Origin of the sequence: Vibrio sp. 1-2 (7-a), from assembly GCF_013048515.1 — a bacterium.
GTDB classification, from domain to species: domain Bacteria; phylum Pseudomonadota; class Gammaproteobacteria; order Enterobacterales; family Vibrionaceae; genus Vibrio; species Vibrio diabolicus.
Genome location: NZ_VHSQ01000014.1, coordinates 43,881 through 57,398, shown reverse-complemented (window position 1 = coordinate 57,398; position 13,518 = coordinate 43,881). Strand labels below are relative to the sequence as shown.

Here is a 13,518-nt window from a genome sequence, read left to right as displayed (position 1 = left end):
TTCAACAGGTGCGTTTTTCAGCCTGATCAGGTAGTATCTGTGACACGAAATTTTTGGTAGGGCGAAGGATAAATGCTAAAGGTTGCGATCAATGGATTTGGACGTATAGGTCGTAATGTTCTGCGAGCCGTATATGAAAGCGGAAAACATCAGCAGATCAAGGTTGTGGCGGTTAACGAATTAGCGCAGCCAGAAGCGATGGCGCACCTACTGCAATATGACACTAGTCATGGTCGCTTCGGTAAAAAAATCTCCCACGACCAAGAACACTTGCATGTTCATCATGACAGCGGCGAATATGACTCTATTCGCATTCTTCACCTCTCTGAACTCGAACTACTTCCTTGGCGCGATTTAGAAGTCGATATTGTCTTGGATTGCACTGGCGTGTTTGGTTCGCAAGCCGATGGGCAAGCGCATATAGAAGCTGGCGCGAAGAAAGTGCTGTTTTCACACCCGGGCGCAAACGACATAGATAATACGATTATCTATGGTGTGAACCACGAAACTCTGAAAGACGAGCACCGTGTTGTCTCCAATGGCTCTTGTACTACCAACTGTATCGTTCCCATCATTAAAGTGTTAGACGAAGCCTTCGGTATTGAGTCCGGTACCATTACCACGATTCACTCTTCCATGAACGATCAGCAAGTAATCGATGCGTACCATAACGATCTACGCCGTACCCGCGCTGCTAGCCAATCTATTATTCCGGTTGACACCAAGTTGCATAAGGGGATTGAAAGAATCTTCCCGAAATTTTCCAACAAATTCGAAGCAATTTCTGTTCGTGTCCCAACCGTTAACGTCACCGCAATGGATTTAAGTGTCACAATTAATACAAATGTGAAAGTTAATGACGTAAATCAAACCATTGTTAACGCATCTCAGTGTACATTACGTAACATTGTTGACTATACTGAATCGCCACTCGTTTCCATCGACTTTAACCACGACCCCCATAGTGCGATTGTAGATGGAAGCCAGACTAGAGTGAGTAACGGGCAACTCGTAAAAATGCTCGTTTGGTGCGACAACGAATGGGGCTTTGCTAACCGGATGCTGGATACTGCCTTAGCAATGCAAGCTTCTTCTCAAGTGGAGCAGTAATGACGAAGAAGTGATGGAGAATTTTTATTTCAAGCCTTGAAATAAATCCATGATATCTCCATATCATCTATAACCAGTTTGAAGAATTAACAGGCTTGGCAGGGTTGCCGAGTTTTCAAAAACTTTAATTATCAATATTTGAGAGGACACATCATGTCTGTAATCAAGATGACTGACCTGGATCTTGCAGGTAAACGTGTATTTATCCGTGCTGACCTAAACGTGCCAGTAAAAGACGGTAAAGTAACTTCAGATGCACGTATCATCGCATCTCTTCCAACTATTAAGCACTGCCTAGAAGCAGGCGCTAAAGTAATGGTTACGTCTCACCTAGGTCGCCCAACTGAAGGTGAATACGCTGAAGAGTTCTCTCTACAACCAGTTGTTAACTACCTAAACGACGCACTAGATTGTGAAGTTAAGCTTGCAAAAGACTACCTAGATGGACTAGAGCTAAACGCTGGTGAACTTGTTGTTCTAGAAAACGTTCGCTTTAACAAAGGCGAAAAGAAAAACGACGAAGAGCTATCTAAGAAATACGCAGCACTATGTGACGTATTCGTAATGGATGCATTCGGTACGGCTCACCGCGCTCAAGCGTCAACTCATGGTGTTGGTATGCACGCACCTATCGCTTGTGCTGGCCCTCTTCTAGCAAACGAGCTTGAAGCGCTAGGTAAAGCAATGGACAACCCAGCTCGTCCAATGGTTGCTATCGTAGGTGGTTCAAAAGTTTCTACTAAGCTAACTGTACTTGAGTCTCTATCTAAAATCGCTGACCAACTAGTTGTTGGTGGTGGTATTGCTAACACATTTATCGCAGCTGCTGGCCACAACGTTGGTAAGTCTCTATACGAAGCGGATCTAGTAGACACTGCTAAGAAGCTAATGGATGAGTGTGCAATTCCAGTAGCAACTGACGTTGCATGTGCGAAAGCATTCGACGAAAACGCAGAAGCAGAAATTAAACACGTTTCTGAAGTACAAGACGACGACATGATCTTCGACCTTGGCCCAGATTCAACAGCTGAACTAGCAGAAATCCTTAAGAACGCGAAGACTATCCTATGGAACGGTCCAGTAGGCGTATTCGAATTCAAGAACTTCGAAGCAGGTACTAAAGGTATCTCAGAAGCTATCGCAGCATCTGAAGGCTTCTCTGTTGCAGGTGGTGGTGACACGCTAGCAGCTATCGACAAGTTCGGTATCAAAGCTGACGTTTCTTACATCTCTACAGGTGGTGGCGCTTTCCTTGAGTTCGTAGAAGGTAAAGTTCTTCCAGCAGTAGAAATGCTAGAAGCACGCGCTAAGTAATTAAAGCAAAGCGGGGGAGTGATTCTCCCGCTTTCTTGTTTGCTGCAACGTGTGAGGAACTCTGCTAGAATAGCCTCAGTTGTGAGCAAACGTTTGCAAGATTTTCAACTTAACAAGTTTTGTTTAAAAACGACAGATAAATAGGATTACATCCATGTCTAAGATCTTCGACTTCGTAAAACCAGGTGTTATCTCTGGCGATGACGTTCAGAAAGTATTTGAAGTTGCAAAAGAAAACAGCTTTGCACTTCCAGCAGTAAACTGTGTGGGTACTGACTCTGTAAACGCAGTACTTGAAGCAGCTGCAAAAGTTAAAGCTCCAGTTATCGTTCAGTTCTCTAACGGTGGCGCTGCTTTCTTTGCTGGTAAAGGTCTAAAACTTGAAGGTCAAGAAGCTCAAATCCTAGGTGCTGTTGCTGGTGCGAAATACGTTCACGCTGTAGCTGAAGCTTACGGTGTACCAGTAATCCTACACACTGACCACGCTGCTAAGAAACTACTTCCTTGGATCGACGGTCTACTAGACGCTGGTGAAGAGTACTTCGCGCAAACTGGTAAGCCACTATTCTCTTCTCACATGATCGACCTTTCTGAAGAGTCTCTAGAAGAGAACATCGAGATTTCTGCTAAGTACCTAGAGCGCATGGCTAAAATGAACATGACTCTAGAAATCGAACTAGGTTGTACTGGTGGTGAAGAAGACGGCGTTGACAACTCTGATATGGATGCGTCTGAGCTATACACTTCTCCAGAAGACGTTGCATACGCATACGAGAAACTAAGCGCAATCAGCCACCGTTTCACTATCGCAGCATCTTTCGGTAACGTACACGGCGTGTACAAGCCAGGTAACGTTGTTCTAACTCCAACTATCCTACGTGATTCTCAAGCGCACGTTTCTGAGAAATTCGGTCTTCCAGCGAACTCTCTAAACTTCGTATTCCACGGTGGTTCAGGTTCTTCTCTAGAAGAAATCCGTGAGTCTATCGGTTACGGTGTTATCAAAATGAACATCGATACTGATACACAGTGGGCAACTTGGGATGGTATCCGTAAGTTCGAAGCTGAAAACCACGATTACCTACAAGGTCAAATCGGTAACCCAACTGGTGAAGATGCACCAAACAAGAAGTACTACGATCCACGCGTATGGTTACGTGCTGGTCAAGCTTCAATGGTAGCTCGTCTAGAGCAAGCATTTGCTGACCTAAACGCAGTTGACGTACTATAATCGTTACTGATTAAGTTACTTAAAAACCCGCTTTTTGAGCGGGTTTTTTTATGTCTATCATTTTGCCCCTATGTTTCTTTCCCTGTTTTCCTATTGATATCTTTATGCGTCAGGTTGTATTTTCTGGTGGGATGTTCCCCCTTTAACGTTTTTAAATAAAAACATAGGAATATCAGTCATAGGAGTGGCGAAATAAGAGTGCATTGCGTAACCTGTAACAAGCCAATATCAGAAAACTCTGATAAAGTCTTGTTTTGCATATCTTTGCGAAACTCTGACTTTGAAAAAAGTCAAAGTTGGGATATTGTGCCAAAAATCTGACACTGTTCAGTGGGGCAATAGGGATGTTGTTTTAGAAAAGAGCCTTTAAAAAAACAAGGTTCATAAATTAACGGCAATTGGATTTATATATCTTTATTTTTGAGGATAAGAATTATGGCAGGTGAATCGGTGGGTATCGATACCACTTTAACGGATGGTCTAACTCAGGCTGAAACTTGGCTGACAAACAACTCAGATCTACTGGTTCAGTACGGTGTGAACATTATCTCTGCGCTGCTTATTCTGTTTATCGGTAATATTATCGTTAAAGCAGTCGCTGGTAGTGTTTCTAAGGTACTAGAAAAGAAAAACATGGATAAGGCTGTCGTTGAATTTATTCACGGTCTTGTTCGTTACTTGCTATTTGTAATCGTACTTATCGCCGCTCTTGGTCGATTAGGCGTTCAAACCGCTTCAGTCGTGGCTGTAATCGGTGCGGCAGGTCTTGCTGTTGGTCTTGCGCTACAAGGTTCACTATCAAACTTTGCAGCTGGTGTACTCATTGTTGCGTTCCGTCCATTCAAATCTGGCGACTACGTAGAAATTGGCGGTGTAGCGGGTAGTGTTGAAGCAATTCAAATCTTCCAAACTGTTCTAAAAACACCAGACAACAAGATGGTTGTTGTGCCTAACTCGTCAGTAATCGGTGGTGCAATTACTAACTACTCTCGTCATGCAACACGACGTGTCGACTTAGTGATTGGTGTGTCATACAAAGCGGATCTTAAACTAACGAAGAAAGTAATTCGCGAGACGCTAGAAAAAGATCCGCGTATCTTGAAAGATCCTGATATCACAATCGGCGTACTTACGCTGGCAGACTCTTCAGTAAACTTTGTGGTTCGCCCATGGGTGAAAACTGCAGATTACTGGGGCGTATACTTTGATGCAATGCAAGGTATTAAAGAAGCATTGGATGAAAATGGTATCGAAATTCCATTCCCACAAATGGATGTTCATCTGAACAAAATCGACGCTTAATACAAGCGGTAGATATTCGAAAGCGAGGCCAATTGGCCTCGCTTTTTTATATCTCATAAAGAATGTGATTACCGGCAAGCAATAGACGTTTTAGATGTTTACCGGCAAAGCCAAAGGTGAATTCAGGCAACCCTGGCGTATAGAGCAACTCTTCGTGTAGATACAGGGTTGTATCTACAATGAGCGTGACATATTCAGGTAAGCCAATCGGACATACCGCTCCAGGCAAACAACCTAACACTTCGACCATTTCACCGTCGTCACAAATTGATGGGCGTTTACCTGTGACGGCTTTTATTTGTTTGGCATCGAGGCGAGAGTCTTTTTCTGTTAGATAAATTGCGTAGCCTTGTCCTTTAAGTTTTAAGAAGAGGCTTTTGGTGTGCGTGCCTGTCCATCCAAGCTCGGACGCAATTCTTATATCCGTGTCAAAGTCTAAGATGGCTTCATGCTGCCATTCCCGAAAAGGAATAGAGAGCGCGTTGAGTCGCTCTCTATTGATATCATAGATACGCTTTAGTGACTCCATGTCTATGTTGTCCTGTTGATTACCAGTACTTTTCAATAAGTTCGCTAGCTAAAATATACGCTATCGTGAACATCATTACTGCGACCGCGATGTCGATGCCTTTTTTCACTCTTGGCTTTGATAGGGTAGGGCCTAGTTTTGCGGCTCCTATCGACAAGGTATAGAACCAAACAAAGGAAGCCATCATCGTACCTAGTGCAAAAGCAATTCGGTCATGGCCTTCAAACTGCCCACCAATAGAGCCCAGAATAACGACTGTATCTAAGTACAAATGTGGGTTAAGTACAGTGACGGCTAACGCGCCTAATATGACCGTTCGACGACCACGAGCGACGACTTCACCTTTTGATTCTGAGTCACTGTCTGACTTAAACGCGCTCTTAAGTGACAGTAATCCATAAAAGCTCAGGAAGGCAATACCACCAAGGGTCACCGATGTTAGTAAGATTTCATTTTGAGACAAAATCGCACCACCACCAAAGATACCTAGAGAAATGAAGATCATATCTAGGATGCTACAAATAGTGGCAGTCGTCAGGTGATGATTGCGCTTTATGCCTTGATTTAAGACATACGCATTTTGTGCGCCGATCGGAATGATCATTGATGCCCCTAAACCAAATCCTTGCAATAGAACCCACAAGCTCACACTTCACCTCACTTCAAAATAACCAATAAATGCTCAGAAGAGTGAAAGATAAAGAGTTTATCTAAATAAGTATAATTAATGATTTTAATATTATATTAGCCAAGCTAATTTAAGGGTTGATGTTTTATCAGGAGAGGAAGAGCAGGATGAGAGGGTTGGACTATAAATGGATTGAGGCATTAGATGCCGTGGTTTATCAGGGGAGCTTTGAGCGTGCAGCTGAGCATTTATTTGTCTCGCAATCAGCGATTTCTCAACGTATTAAACAATTAGAAAAGTTTCTCGCACAACCCGTTTTGGTTCGTAGTCAACCACCCAAGCCAACGCCGATTGGTAAAAAGTTATTAGGCCTTTATCGTCGAGTGCGCTTACTCGAGCATGAAATTCTGCCCGAGCTCAAGAATGATACCAGTACTCGACCTGTACAACTCTCTTTGGCGACCAATGCTGATAGCCTTGCTACTTGGCTACTGCCTGCACTGCAAGATGTCATGAAGCAGCGTCAAGTTGAACTCAAACTCACTATCTACGGTGAATCTCGTTCCATCGAAAAGCTAAAAAGTGGCGAAGTGACGGGGGCGATCAGCTTAGAATCCCAGCCGATACCTGGCTGTAGAGCGGATTACTTGGGACGTGTTGATTACGTTTGTGTCGCGAGTCCGGAGTTTTATCAGCGTTACTTTGCTCAAGGCGTCAATAACCAGACTTTGGCCAAGGCGCCGGCCGTTTCGTATGATCAATATGATGACCTACATAAAACCTTTCTTACCGAGCATTTCAATGTCAGCCCTGATAGCGTCATTCACCATAACATCAGCAGCTCTGAAGCGTTTCTAAAAGTGGCGTTAGCTGGTGTAGCCTATTGCTTAATCCCTCGTTTGCAAATTACCGACGAGCTAGAGCGTGGCGCGTTGGTTGATGTTACTCCCGGTTTTTTAATGTCCCATCGGATTTATTGGCATCATTGGCAACTGGAAACGGGGGTTCTACAAGAAATCTCACACGCGATAGTCGGGTATGCTCAGCGACACTTACCTCAATAAGTTCATTGTCGCATCGATGGGTTCATTGCCGACAGAGTGTTTCGTTGAAAAATCACGCCAATGTTACATAGTCAAAGTTGTGTTAGAAGTCATTCTGAGTGCTTGGATAATCGACAGAAGTTTCTATTATGAAACCATACACTTTCTCAGTAGTGACAGTTTTGTCTAAATCTTGAGCCTTTCTGCTGAGAGTAAGTACTTTATTTTTGTATGGATGGATTTATTGAATGAGACTGTATTCATTTTTGCTGGCTTCTGCACTCAGCCTTACTAGTGCTTCAGTGTTGGCGAACTCGCCTGAATTTGCTCACGTAACGACGACAGGTTATGGTGAAGTTATTGCTACACCAGATATGGCGACGTTTTCTGTAAAAGTGGTAGACACGACAATGACTGCTGAACAGGCCAAGCAGTCAGTAGACAAAACCGTTGAGCAATTTCTGAAAAATCTGTCTGATGCTGGCTTATCAAAAGACAATGTTACCAGCTCGAATTTATACCTTGCGCCTCAATACCACTACCCTAAATCTGGTAAAGCAGAGCTCGTTGGTTATCGCGCTTCTCGTAGCATTGATGTGACGGTTACGGATCTAAAAAACCTAAACCAGTACCTCGATATGGCGTTAGAAGCAGGGATTAATCAGGTTGATAATATTCAACTTAAGGTAAGCAACCAGGCTGAGTATCAGCAAAAGGCACGCATGGCGGCTATCCAAGATGCGCGAGAAAAAGCAGCGTCACTGGCTACTGGCTTTGAGAAAAAATTGGGTGATGTCTGGCAGATCAATTACAGACAGATGCACGTTCAGCCAGTTCTAATGCGCTCGATGGCGATGGACAGTAAAGAAGGGGCAAACAGCTACCAGGATTCTACCATGATTATTCGCGATCAAGTTGACGTGATTTACAAGCTGAAGTAATACTGGGTGCAAAAAGAAAAGGCAGGGTATTCCCTGCCTTTGTTATTTCTGCTTCACAAATTAGTGAAGGATACGAGCACGGATAGTGCCTTCAATACTTTTCAGTTTCGCTAGCGCTTCTTCTGAGCGCTCGGTTTCAACATCGATCACTACGTAGCCGATTTCAGCGGCTGTTTGTAGGTACTGTGCAGCAATGTTAATACCGTCTTCCGCGAAGATGGTGTTGATCTGAGTAAGAATACCAGGACGGTTTTTATGGATGTGAAGCAAGCGAGAGCACTCACCACCGTGCTCTGGCAGTGACACCTCTGGGAAGTTTACGCTTGAAAGCGTAGAGCCGTTGTCAGAGTACTTCGCCAGTTTTCCTGCGACCTCAACACCGATGTTCTCTTGTGCTTCTTGCGTTGAGCCACCAACGTGTGGAGTGAGGATGACATTATCGAACTTCTGCAAAGGAGATTCGAACGGGTCGGCATTCGTTTTTGGTTCTGTTGGGAATACATCAATCGCTGCACCCGCAATATGACCTGCTTCTAAACTATGGCAAAGCGCTGGAATATCCACGACAGTGCCGCGTGCTGCATTAATAAAGATTGAGCCTGGCTTCATGCGAGCAAACTCAGCTTCACCCATCATATTTTTTGTTTCTGGCGTTTCAGGAACGTGCAGAGAAATTACATCACACTTGTTTAGTAGTTCACTCATGGTATGTACTTGCGTCGCATTACCAAGGGATAATTTGTTCTCGATGTCGTAGTAGTAAACGCGCATACCTAAGTTTTCGGCAATAATACCTAGCTGCGTACCAATGTGGCCGTATCCGATAATGCCAAGACGTTTGCCACGTGCTTCGTAAGAGTTGTCAGCACTTTTCTTCCAAATACCGCGATGTGCAAGCGCATTCTTTTCAGGAATGCCACGCAGAAGTAGTAGGATTTGACCAAGTACCAGCTCCGCCACACTGCGTGTGTTAGAGAACGGTGCATTAAACACAGGAATGCCGCGTTTTGCTGCTGCGTCTAGGTTTACTTGGTTAGTACCGATACAAAAACAGCCAATTGCAACCAGTTTATTCGCCGCATTGATTACCTCTTCGGATAGGTTCGTACGGGAGCGAATACCGATGAAGTGCACGTCTTTAACCGCTTCAATCAATTCTTCTTCCGGAAGGGAACCTTTATGGTACTCAATGTTGGTATAACCAGCTGCTTGAAGAACTTCAACTGAAGAAGGGTGGAGTCCCTCTAACAAGAGGATCTTAATCTTTTCTTTTTCCAGTGAAACTTTGGCCATTTTTTCTCGTCCTTAAAATGGAAAGGTGGGCTAATGTGGCGCACATTGGGCAAAACTATTAAAAAGGGGATAATTGATAGTTTTGTAGGAGGACAAACGTTTCCTTGTGCGTCTTCTGTTCAATAAAGTAACAAAAAAAAATTGCTTTGGGTAAGAAAATTACGGAATAAGAGATAATTTTCTTAGAGAAAGGAATAAAAAACGGTGCCTTGCAGCACCGTATGTAATGAAATAACAGAAAAGTGAACCAGATAGGTCGATTTGAGCTGTTATTTATTCTTCAATTTTTGCGCCTTCTGGTGTACCTGTGATTACGACGTCAGCACCACGGTGAGCAAAAAGACCCACAGTCACCACACCCGCGATACCGTTGATCTTGTCTTCCATTTCTTTCGGGTTAGTAATCTGCATGTTGTGTACATCCAAAATTACGTTGCCGTTGTCAGTCACAACGCCTTCACGGTAAGCCGGATCACCGCCCAGTTTTACTAATTCGCGCGCAACGTAAGAGCGTGCCATTGGGATCACTTCTACAGGTAGTGGGAACTGACCTAGTACGTCAACTGCTTTGGTGCCGTCAACAATACATACAAACTTATCAGAGATTGCTGCGACAATTTTCTCACGAGTCAGAGCCGCGCCGCCGCCTTTAATCATTTCACGTGCTGGGTTAATTTCGTCTGCGCCATCAACATACACATCCAGCTTCATTACGTCGTTACACTCGTATACTTCAATACCAAGCTCTTTAAGGCGCTCAGTTGAAGCGACAGAGCTAGACACTGCACCTTTAATATCGTCTTTGATAGTCCCTAGTGCATCGATGAAGTGATTCACGGTAGAGCCAGTACCAACACCGACAATGCTGCCTTTCTCAACATATTTTAGTGCTGCCCAACCAGCCGCTTTTTTCATTTCATCTTGAGTCATGCCAATCTCCTGAATAGATGTTCGTTAACGTTTGCGGGCGTGATTATAGCGGCTTACTTGCCACTTTCCCATTGCCATATTCGGCTTGGGGTCACGATCTTAGGTAATGGAATGTCCCAGCTTTCAATTGGTAAGCGTTCTACATGTTGGCAGTCGTGAGCGATACCAACAGGCTTGGCACCTTCTCCGGTTATAAACCAATGAGACAGGGTGCGGTCATAATACCCTCCGCCCATGCCTAAGCGGTGGCCGATGCTGTCGAATCCAACCAAAGGTGTACAAATGATATCAAGTTGACGAACGGGTTTGAGATGGCGGATGTCCAGTTTGGGCTCTAAGATGCCGTATTTGTTGTAGACCAATTGATCATCACTTACGTACAGAAGAAACAGTAACTGACCTTTGGCAAACGGATGGATGACAGGTAGATAAACCGATTTTCCCTGTTGCCACAACCACTCAATGAGCGGCTTGGTATCAAGTTCACCGTCAGCAGAAAGATAAATAGCAATATGCTGTGCTTGCTGGATTTCAGGAAGTTGAGAAAACTGAGTGACAAGGTCGATCCCCGCTTGGAATTGCGTGTCGCTACACAATGCGTTGCGCTTTTCACGAATCAGTTTGCGGAAGTCTTGTCGAGAGAGGTCTGACATAGAGAGAATACCCCAGGGTGCCGTTGAGGATTGTGGCCCTTGAACCAGCTGGTTCAAGGCGGATCAGCAATGACAACCGTAGGCTTCTCGGTGCATGCCGAGCTTGCTCAATAGTTACCAAATACTAACCCTTAGGTATTGCTTATCGGCTCAGGGACTTAAATCCTGCTGACGCACACCCCAGGGTAAATTTTGTATTTACTGCTGTCCTTGCGTAACTTTGCTTAGTGCGTTCTCAAGAGACGCAGTGAGCTTTTCCATTCGCTCAGTAATTTCTTGCTGTTGACCGTTTGATTCGTATGACTTGGTGTGCAACTCATAACAAATATTCAATGCAGCGAAGGTCAGCAGTTGGATTTCATTGGTTACCTTAGTACGTTCGCTCATTTCTTTCAATCGGCGATCCAGATCTTTTGCCGCTGCAACAAGAGACTCTTCTTGTCCTGTCGGACAATTCACTCGTGTAACTTTGCCTAATATTTCAACGTCGATCGCTTGATTGCTCATGATGAATAAACTCTATATTCGCGCTATCTAAGGTGTTGCTTCATACAACTACCGAGGAGCAAACTATAGGAAAACCGCTATTAAGATTCAAGCATTTCCCATCACAGAAAGAGAAATGATGGCGAGATCACACAGGAATTGGGCAAATTGAGCAAATGCTGTTCAAAATTGAATTTGATAGCCGTTTCAGACCACTAACCTTGATGGTAGGATATACCAATACATTATTATGCAAGAATGAGCCAAGTTATGAGTGAAATCACCCTTCCTGAATACCAATCTATTGCTGCTGAACTGCAATCTGCAAGCCTAGCAGTAACACCGGCGGAATTACATGGCTTATTTGTCGGCATGTTAAGTGGTGGATTGGCGATTAATGATCAAACTTGGCAGCCTATTCTGTTTGACTACACCAATGATGGCATGGGTTGGCCTTCTCCTGCGCTAGCTTTTGCTCAAAGCGTATTCACCGTTACTGTCAATGAACTCACGGGCACGTCGATGGAGCTGTCTTTATTATTGCCAGATGAGCCGGGAGAAGAAGGCTTATTCACGTTGGCTGACAGCGTGTCCGATTTCGTAAACCACTTTATTTCTGGGTTAGGTCTAGCAGGTGTTGCGCTAAATAAAGCGTCAGATGACGCTAAAGAAGCATTGGCTGACCTAGAAGAGATTGCCAAATTAGGCATTGATGAAGATGACGACCTCGGTGAACAAGCGCAATTGCTAGAACAAGTGATTGAACACATCAAAGCTTGCGTACTAACGATTCATGCTGAGTTTGGTGTTCGCCCTGAAAGTAGCGATAAAAAGCCTACTATTCATTAATCGTAGATGGTCCAGAGGTTAGCATGAAGCAATATGATGTAGTCATTGCTGGTGGTGCCATGGCTGGTGCAACGTTAGCATTAGCGATTGACCATTTGTCTCAGGGAAAGCTCCGCATTGCCGTCATTGAGCCTTTTAAAGCGCAGTCAGATATGCACCCTGGTTTTGACTCTCGCTCAATCGCATTGTCTTACGGTACTGTCAATCTGTTGCGTCAACTACAGCTCTGGACCTCGATAGAGCCGTTTGTCACACCCATTGAACATATCCACGTTTCTGACCGCTCTCATGCTGGGATGACGGAAATTACCAAGCAAGAGATTGGCGTTGAAGCACTAGGGTATGTTGTCGAATTAGCCGATGTTGGTCGCGTATATCAAGAATTATTAGATAGCAGCGCATCTATTACGCTGTTTTGCCCTGACTCTGTTACCGATATCGAGCGCGAGCAAGACTGTACCCATATTACGTTGAAAAGCGGTGGGAAGCTTGAAGCAAAACTGCTGGTGGCAGCCGATGGTGCTGTTTCGACTTGTTGTCAGAAAATTGGTTTAGAGCTTTCTGAGCAAGATTTTGAACAAGTGGCTGTCATTGCCAATATTGTTACTCAAGAACCTCATCAAGGTAGAGCCTTTGAACGTTTTACTGAAAATGGCCCTGTTGCTTTATTGCCAATGAGTGACAATAGAATGTCTTTAGTTTGGTGTCTGCACCCTGAGGAAGCCCAAGCAGTTCTTGAGTTATCTGACCAAGCATTTCTCCAACGTTTACAACAAGATTTTGGCTGGCGCTTGGGCACGATGAAAAAAGTGGGACGACGTGCGAGTTACCCATTGCTTCTTCGCCATCGAAAGCAAAATATTTCTCATCGTTTTGCGATTGTTGGGAATGCGGCGCAAACGCTGCATCCGATAGCTGGACAAGGTTTTAATCTTGGTATTCGCGACGTCGTCTCGCTAGCAGAAGAAATCGTGCAGCAAAGCGATGATGTTGGTCTTTATCAAGGCTTGATGCGCTTTAGTCAGCGTAGAGAGGCAGACCGAAGCGAAACGATCTGGCTAACCAGTGCCTTAGTGCATATTTTTTCAAATGATTTACCCGCGATGCGAATTGGGCGAAATACAGCCTTAGCAGCGATGGATAACCTTTCTATTTTTAAGCAGCCGCTACTGCGCCATACGCTTGGTTTGGTAAAACGATGAACGGCCG

The 13,518-nt window shown here is 44.4% G+C and carries 14 protein-coding genes and 1 other RNA gene; 8 read left to right on the top strand and 7 right to left on the bottom strand.

The annotated features are described in order from the left end of the window. Positions 1 to 72: 72 nt before the first annotated feature. The 4 genes from epd to mscS all read left to right on the top strand — a co-directional run bounded on the left by epd (position 73) and on the right by mscS (position 4,957). Complete coding sequence (gene epd / locus FKN08_RS21040) at positions 73 to 1,110, top strand: erythrose-4-phosphate dehydrogenase (protein WP_006743084.1); 1,038 nt, start codon at positions 73 to 75, stop codon at positions 1,108 to 1,110. Between the two features lie 153 nt (positions 1,111 to 1,263). Beyond that, positions 1,264 to 2,424 carry a phosphoglycerate kinase gene (locus FKN08_RS21035; RefSeq protein ID WP_005393948.1) on the top strand — a complete coding sequence of 387 codons (1,161 nt, stop codon included), beginning with the start codon at positions 1,264 to 1,266 and terminating at the stop codon, positions 2,422 to 2,424. Positions 2,425 to 2,578: 154 nt separating this feature from the next. Then, the gene (gene fbaA, locus FKN08_RS21030; RefSeq protein WP_005393947.1) at positions 2,579 to 3,655 is read left to right on the top strand and encodes a class II fructose-bisphosphate aldolase; all 1,077 of its coding nucleotides are present in this window, start codon (positions 2,579 to 2,581) and stop codon (positions 3,653 to 3,655) included. A 435-nt stretch (positions 3,656 to 4,090) separates the two neighbouring features. Further along, positions 4,091 to 4,957 (top strand): small-conductance mechanosensitive channel MscS, encoded by an 867-nt coding sequence (gene mscS, locus FKN08_RS21025; protein WP_005393946.1) that lies wholly within the window; start codon positions 4,091 to 4,093, stop codon positions 4,955 to 4,957. Positions 4,958 to 5,003: 46 nt separating this feature from the next. On the opposite strand, the gene FKN08_RS21020 is transcribed toward mscS, so the two are convergent. Together FKN08_RS21020 and FKN08_RS21015 are read right to left on the bottom strand one after the other, a co-directional pair. Continuing rightward, positions 5,004 to 5,486: a YbaK/EbsC family protein gene (locus FKN08_RS21020; protein WP_161444047.1), complete on the bottom strand. Its 483-nt coding sequence runs from the start codon at positions 5,484 to 5,486 to the stop codon at positions 5,004 to 5,006. 19 nt (positions 5,487 to 5,505) lie between these two features. Then, the gene (locus tag FKN08_RS21015; RefSeq protein ID WP_065646102.1) at positions 5,506 to 6,135 is read right to left on the bottom strand and encodes a LysE/ArgO family amino acid transporter; all 630 of its coding nucleotides are present in this window, start codon (positions 6,133 to 6,135) and stop codon (positions 5,506 to 5,508) included. A 146-nt stretch (positions 6,136 to 6,281) separates the two neighbouring features. Here FKN08_RS21015 and FKN08_RS21010 point away from each other — a divergent pair, with 146 nt between their 5' ends. Together FKN08_RS21010 and FKN08_RS21005 are read left to right on the top strand one after the other, a co-directional pair. Beyond that, the gene (locus FKN08_RS21010; RefSeq protein ID WP_046875104.1) at positions 6,282 to 7,178 is read left to right on the top strand and encodes a LysR family transcriptional regulator ArgP; all 897 of its coding nucleotides are present in this window, start codon (positions 6,282 to 6,284) and stop codon (positions 7,176 to 7,178) included. Between the two features lie 227 nt (positions 7,179 to 7,405). Continuing rightward, positions 7,406 to 8,098: an oxidative stress defense protein gene (locus FKN08_RS21005; RefSeq protein ID WP_005393939.1), complete on the top strand. Its 693-nt coding sequence runs from the start codon at positions 7,406 to 7,408 to the stop codon at positions 8,096 to 8,098. Positions 8,099 to 8,158: 60 nt separating this feature from the next. Here FKN08_RS21005 and serA read toward each other — a convergent pair whose 3' ends face one another. The 5 genes from serA to FKN08_RS20980 all read right to left on the bottom strand — a co-directional run bounded on the left by serA (position 8,159) and on the right by FKN08_RS20980 (position 11,481). After that, a complete protein-coding gene (gene serA / locus FKN08_RS21000; RefSeq protein ID WP_005393937.1) occupies positions 8,159 to 9,391 on the bottom strand; it encodes a phosphoglycerate dehydrogenase in 1,233 nt (410 codons plus the stop codon). A 273-nt stretch (positions 9,392 to 9,664) separates the two neighbouring features. Then, positions 9,665 to 10,321: a ribose-5-phosphate isomerase RpiA gene (rpiA, locus tag FKN08_RS20995; RefSeq protein WP_005380982.1), complete on the bottom strand. Its 657-nt coding sequence runs from the start codon at positions 10,319 to 10,321 to the stop codon at positions 9,665 to 9,667. Positions 10,322 to 10,374: 53 nt separating this feature from the next. After that, positions 10,375 to 10,974 (bottom strand): 5-formyltetrahydrofolate cyclo-ligase, encoded by a 600-nt coding sequence (locus FKN08_RS20990; protein WP_047008829.1) that lies wholly within the window; start codon positions 10,972 to 10,974, stop codon positions 10,375 to 10,377. Between the two features lie 5 nt (positions 10,975 to 10,979). Then, a non-coding RNA gene (ssrS, locus tag FKN08_RS20985) (6S RNA) lies at positions 10,980 to 11,164 on the bottom strand. A gap of 8 nt (positions 11,165 to 11,172) precedes the next feature. Next, entirely contained in the window at positions 11,173 to 11,481 is a 309-nt protein-coding gene (locus FKN08_RS20980; protein ID WP_005393932.1) for a cell division protein ZapA, read from the bottom strand. Positions 11,482 to 11,730: 249 nt separating this feature from the next. On the opposite strand from FKN08_RS20980, the gene FKN08_RS20975 reads away from it, so the two are divergent. Further along, on the top strand, positions 11,731 to 12,309 hold the full coding sequence (locus FKN08_RS20975; RefSeq protein WP_145532495.1) for a YecA family protein: 579 nt from the start codon (positions 11,731 to 11,733) through the stop codon (positions 12,307 to 12,309). Positions 12,310 to 12,332: 23 nt separating this feature from the next. Further along, the gene (ubiH, locus tag FKN08_RS20970) at positions 12,333 to 13,511 is read left to right on the top strand and encodes a 2-octaprenyl-6-methoxyphenyl hydroxylase (protein ID WP_170892837.1); all 1,179 of its coding nucleotides are present in this window, start codon (positions 12,333 to 12,335) and stop codon (positions 13,509 to 13,511) included. Positions 13,512 to 13,518: the final 7 nt, after the last annotated feature.

Excerpts from the sequence above, each read along its gene's own strand:
- mscS (WP_005393946.1), top strand. The coding sequence starts at position 4,091 with ATGGCAGGTGAATCGGTGGGTATCGATACCACTTTAACGGATGGTCTA.
- FKN08_RS20990 (WP_047008829.1), bottom strand. The coding sequence starts at position 10,974 with ATGTCAGACCTCTCTCGACAAGACTTCCGCAAACTGATTCGTGAAAAG.
- FKN08_RS21005 (WP_005393939.1), top strand. The coding sequence starts at position 7,406 with ATGAGACTGTATTCATTTTTGCTGGCTTCTGCACTCAGCCTTACTAGT.
- epd (WP_006743084.1), top strand. The coding sequence starts at position 73 with ATGCTAAAGGTTGCGATCAATGGATTTGGACGTATAGGTCGTAATGTT.
- FKN08_RS21020 (WP_161444047.1), bottom strand. The coding sequence starts at position 5,486 with ATGGAGTCACTAAAGCGTATCTATGATATCAATAGAGAGCGACTCAAC.
- rpiA (WP_005380982.1), bottom strand. The coding sequence starts at position 10,321 with ATGACTCAAGATGAAATGAAAAAAGCGGCTGGTTGGGCAGCACTAAAA.
- ubiH (WP_170892837.1), top strand. The coding sequence starts at position 12,333 with ATGAAGCAATATGATGTAGTCATTGCTGGTGGTGCCATGGCTGGTGCA.
- serA (WP_005393937.1), bottom strand. The coding sequence starts at position 9,391 with ATGGCCAAAGTTTCACTGGAAAAAGAAAAGATTAAGATCCTCTTGTTA.
- FKN08_RS20975 (WP_145532495.1), top strand. The coding sequence starts at position 11,731 with ATGAGTGAAATCACCCTTCCTGAATACCAATCTATTGCTGCTGAACTG.
- FKN08_RS21010 (WP_046875104.1), top strand. The coding sequence starts at position 6,282 with ATGAGAGGGTTGGACTATAAATGGATTGAGGCATTAGATGCCGTGGTT.
- FKN08_RS21035 (WP_005393948.1), top strand. The coding sequence starts at position 1,264 with ATGTCTGTAATCAAGATGACTGACCTGGATCTTGCAGGTAAACGTGTA.
- FKN08_RS20980 (WP_005393932.1), bottom strand. The coding sequence starts at position 11,481 with ATGAGCAATCAAGCGATCGACGTTGAAATATTAGGCAAAGTTACACGA.
- fbaA (WP_005393947.1), top strand. The coding sequence starts at position 2,579 with ATGTCTAAGATCTTCGACTTCGTAAAACCAGGTGTTATCTCTGGCGAT.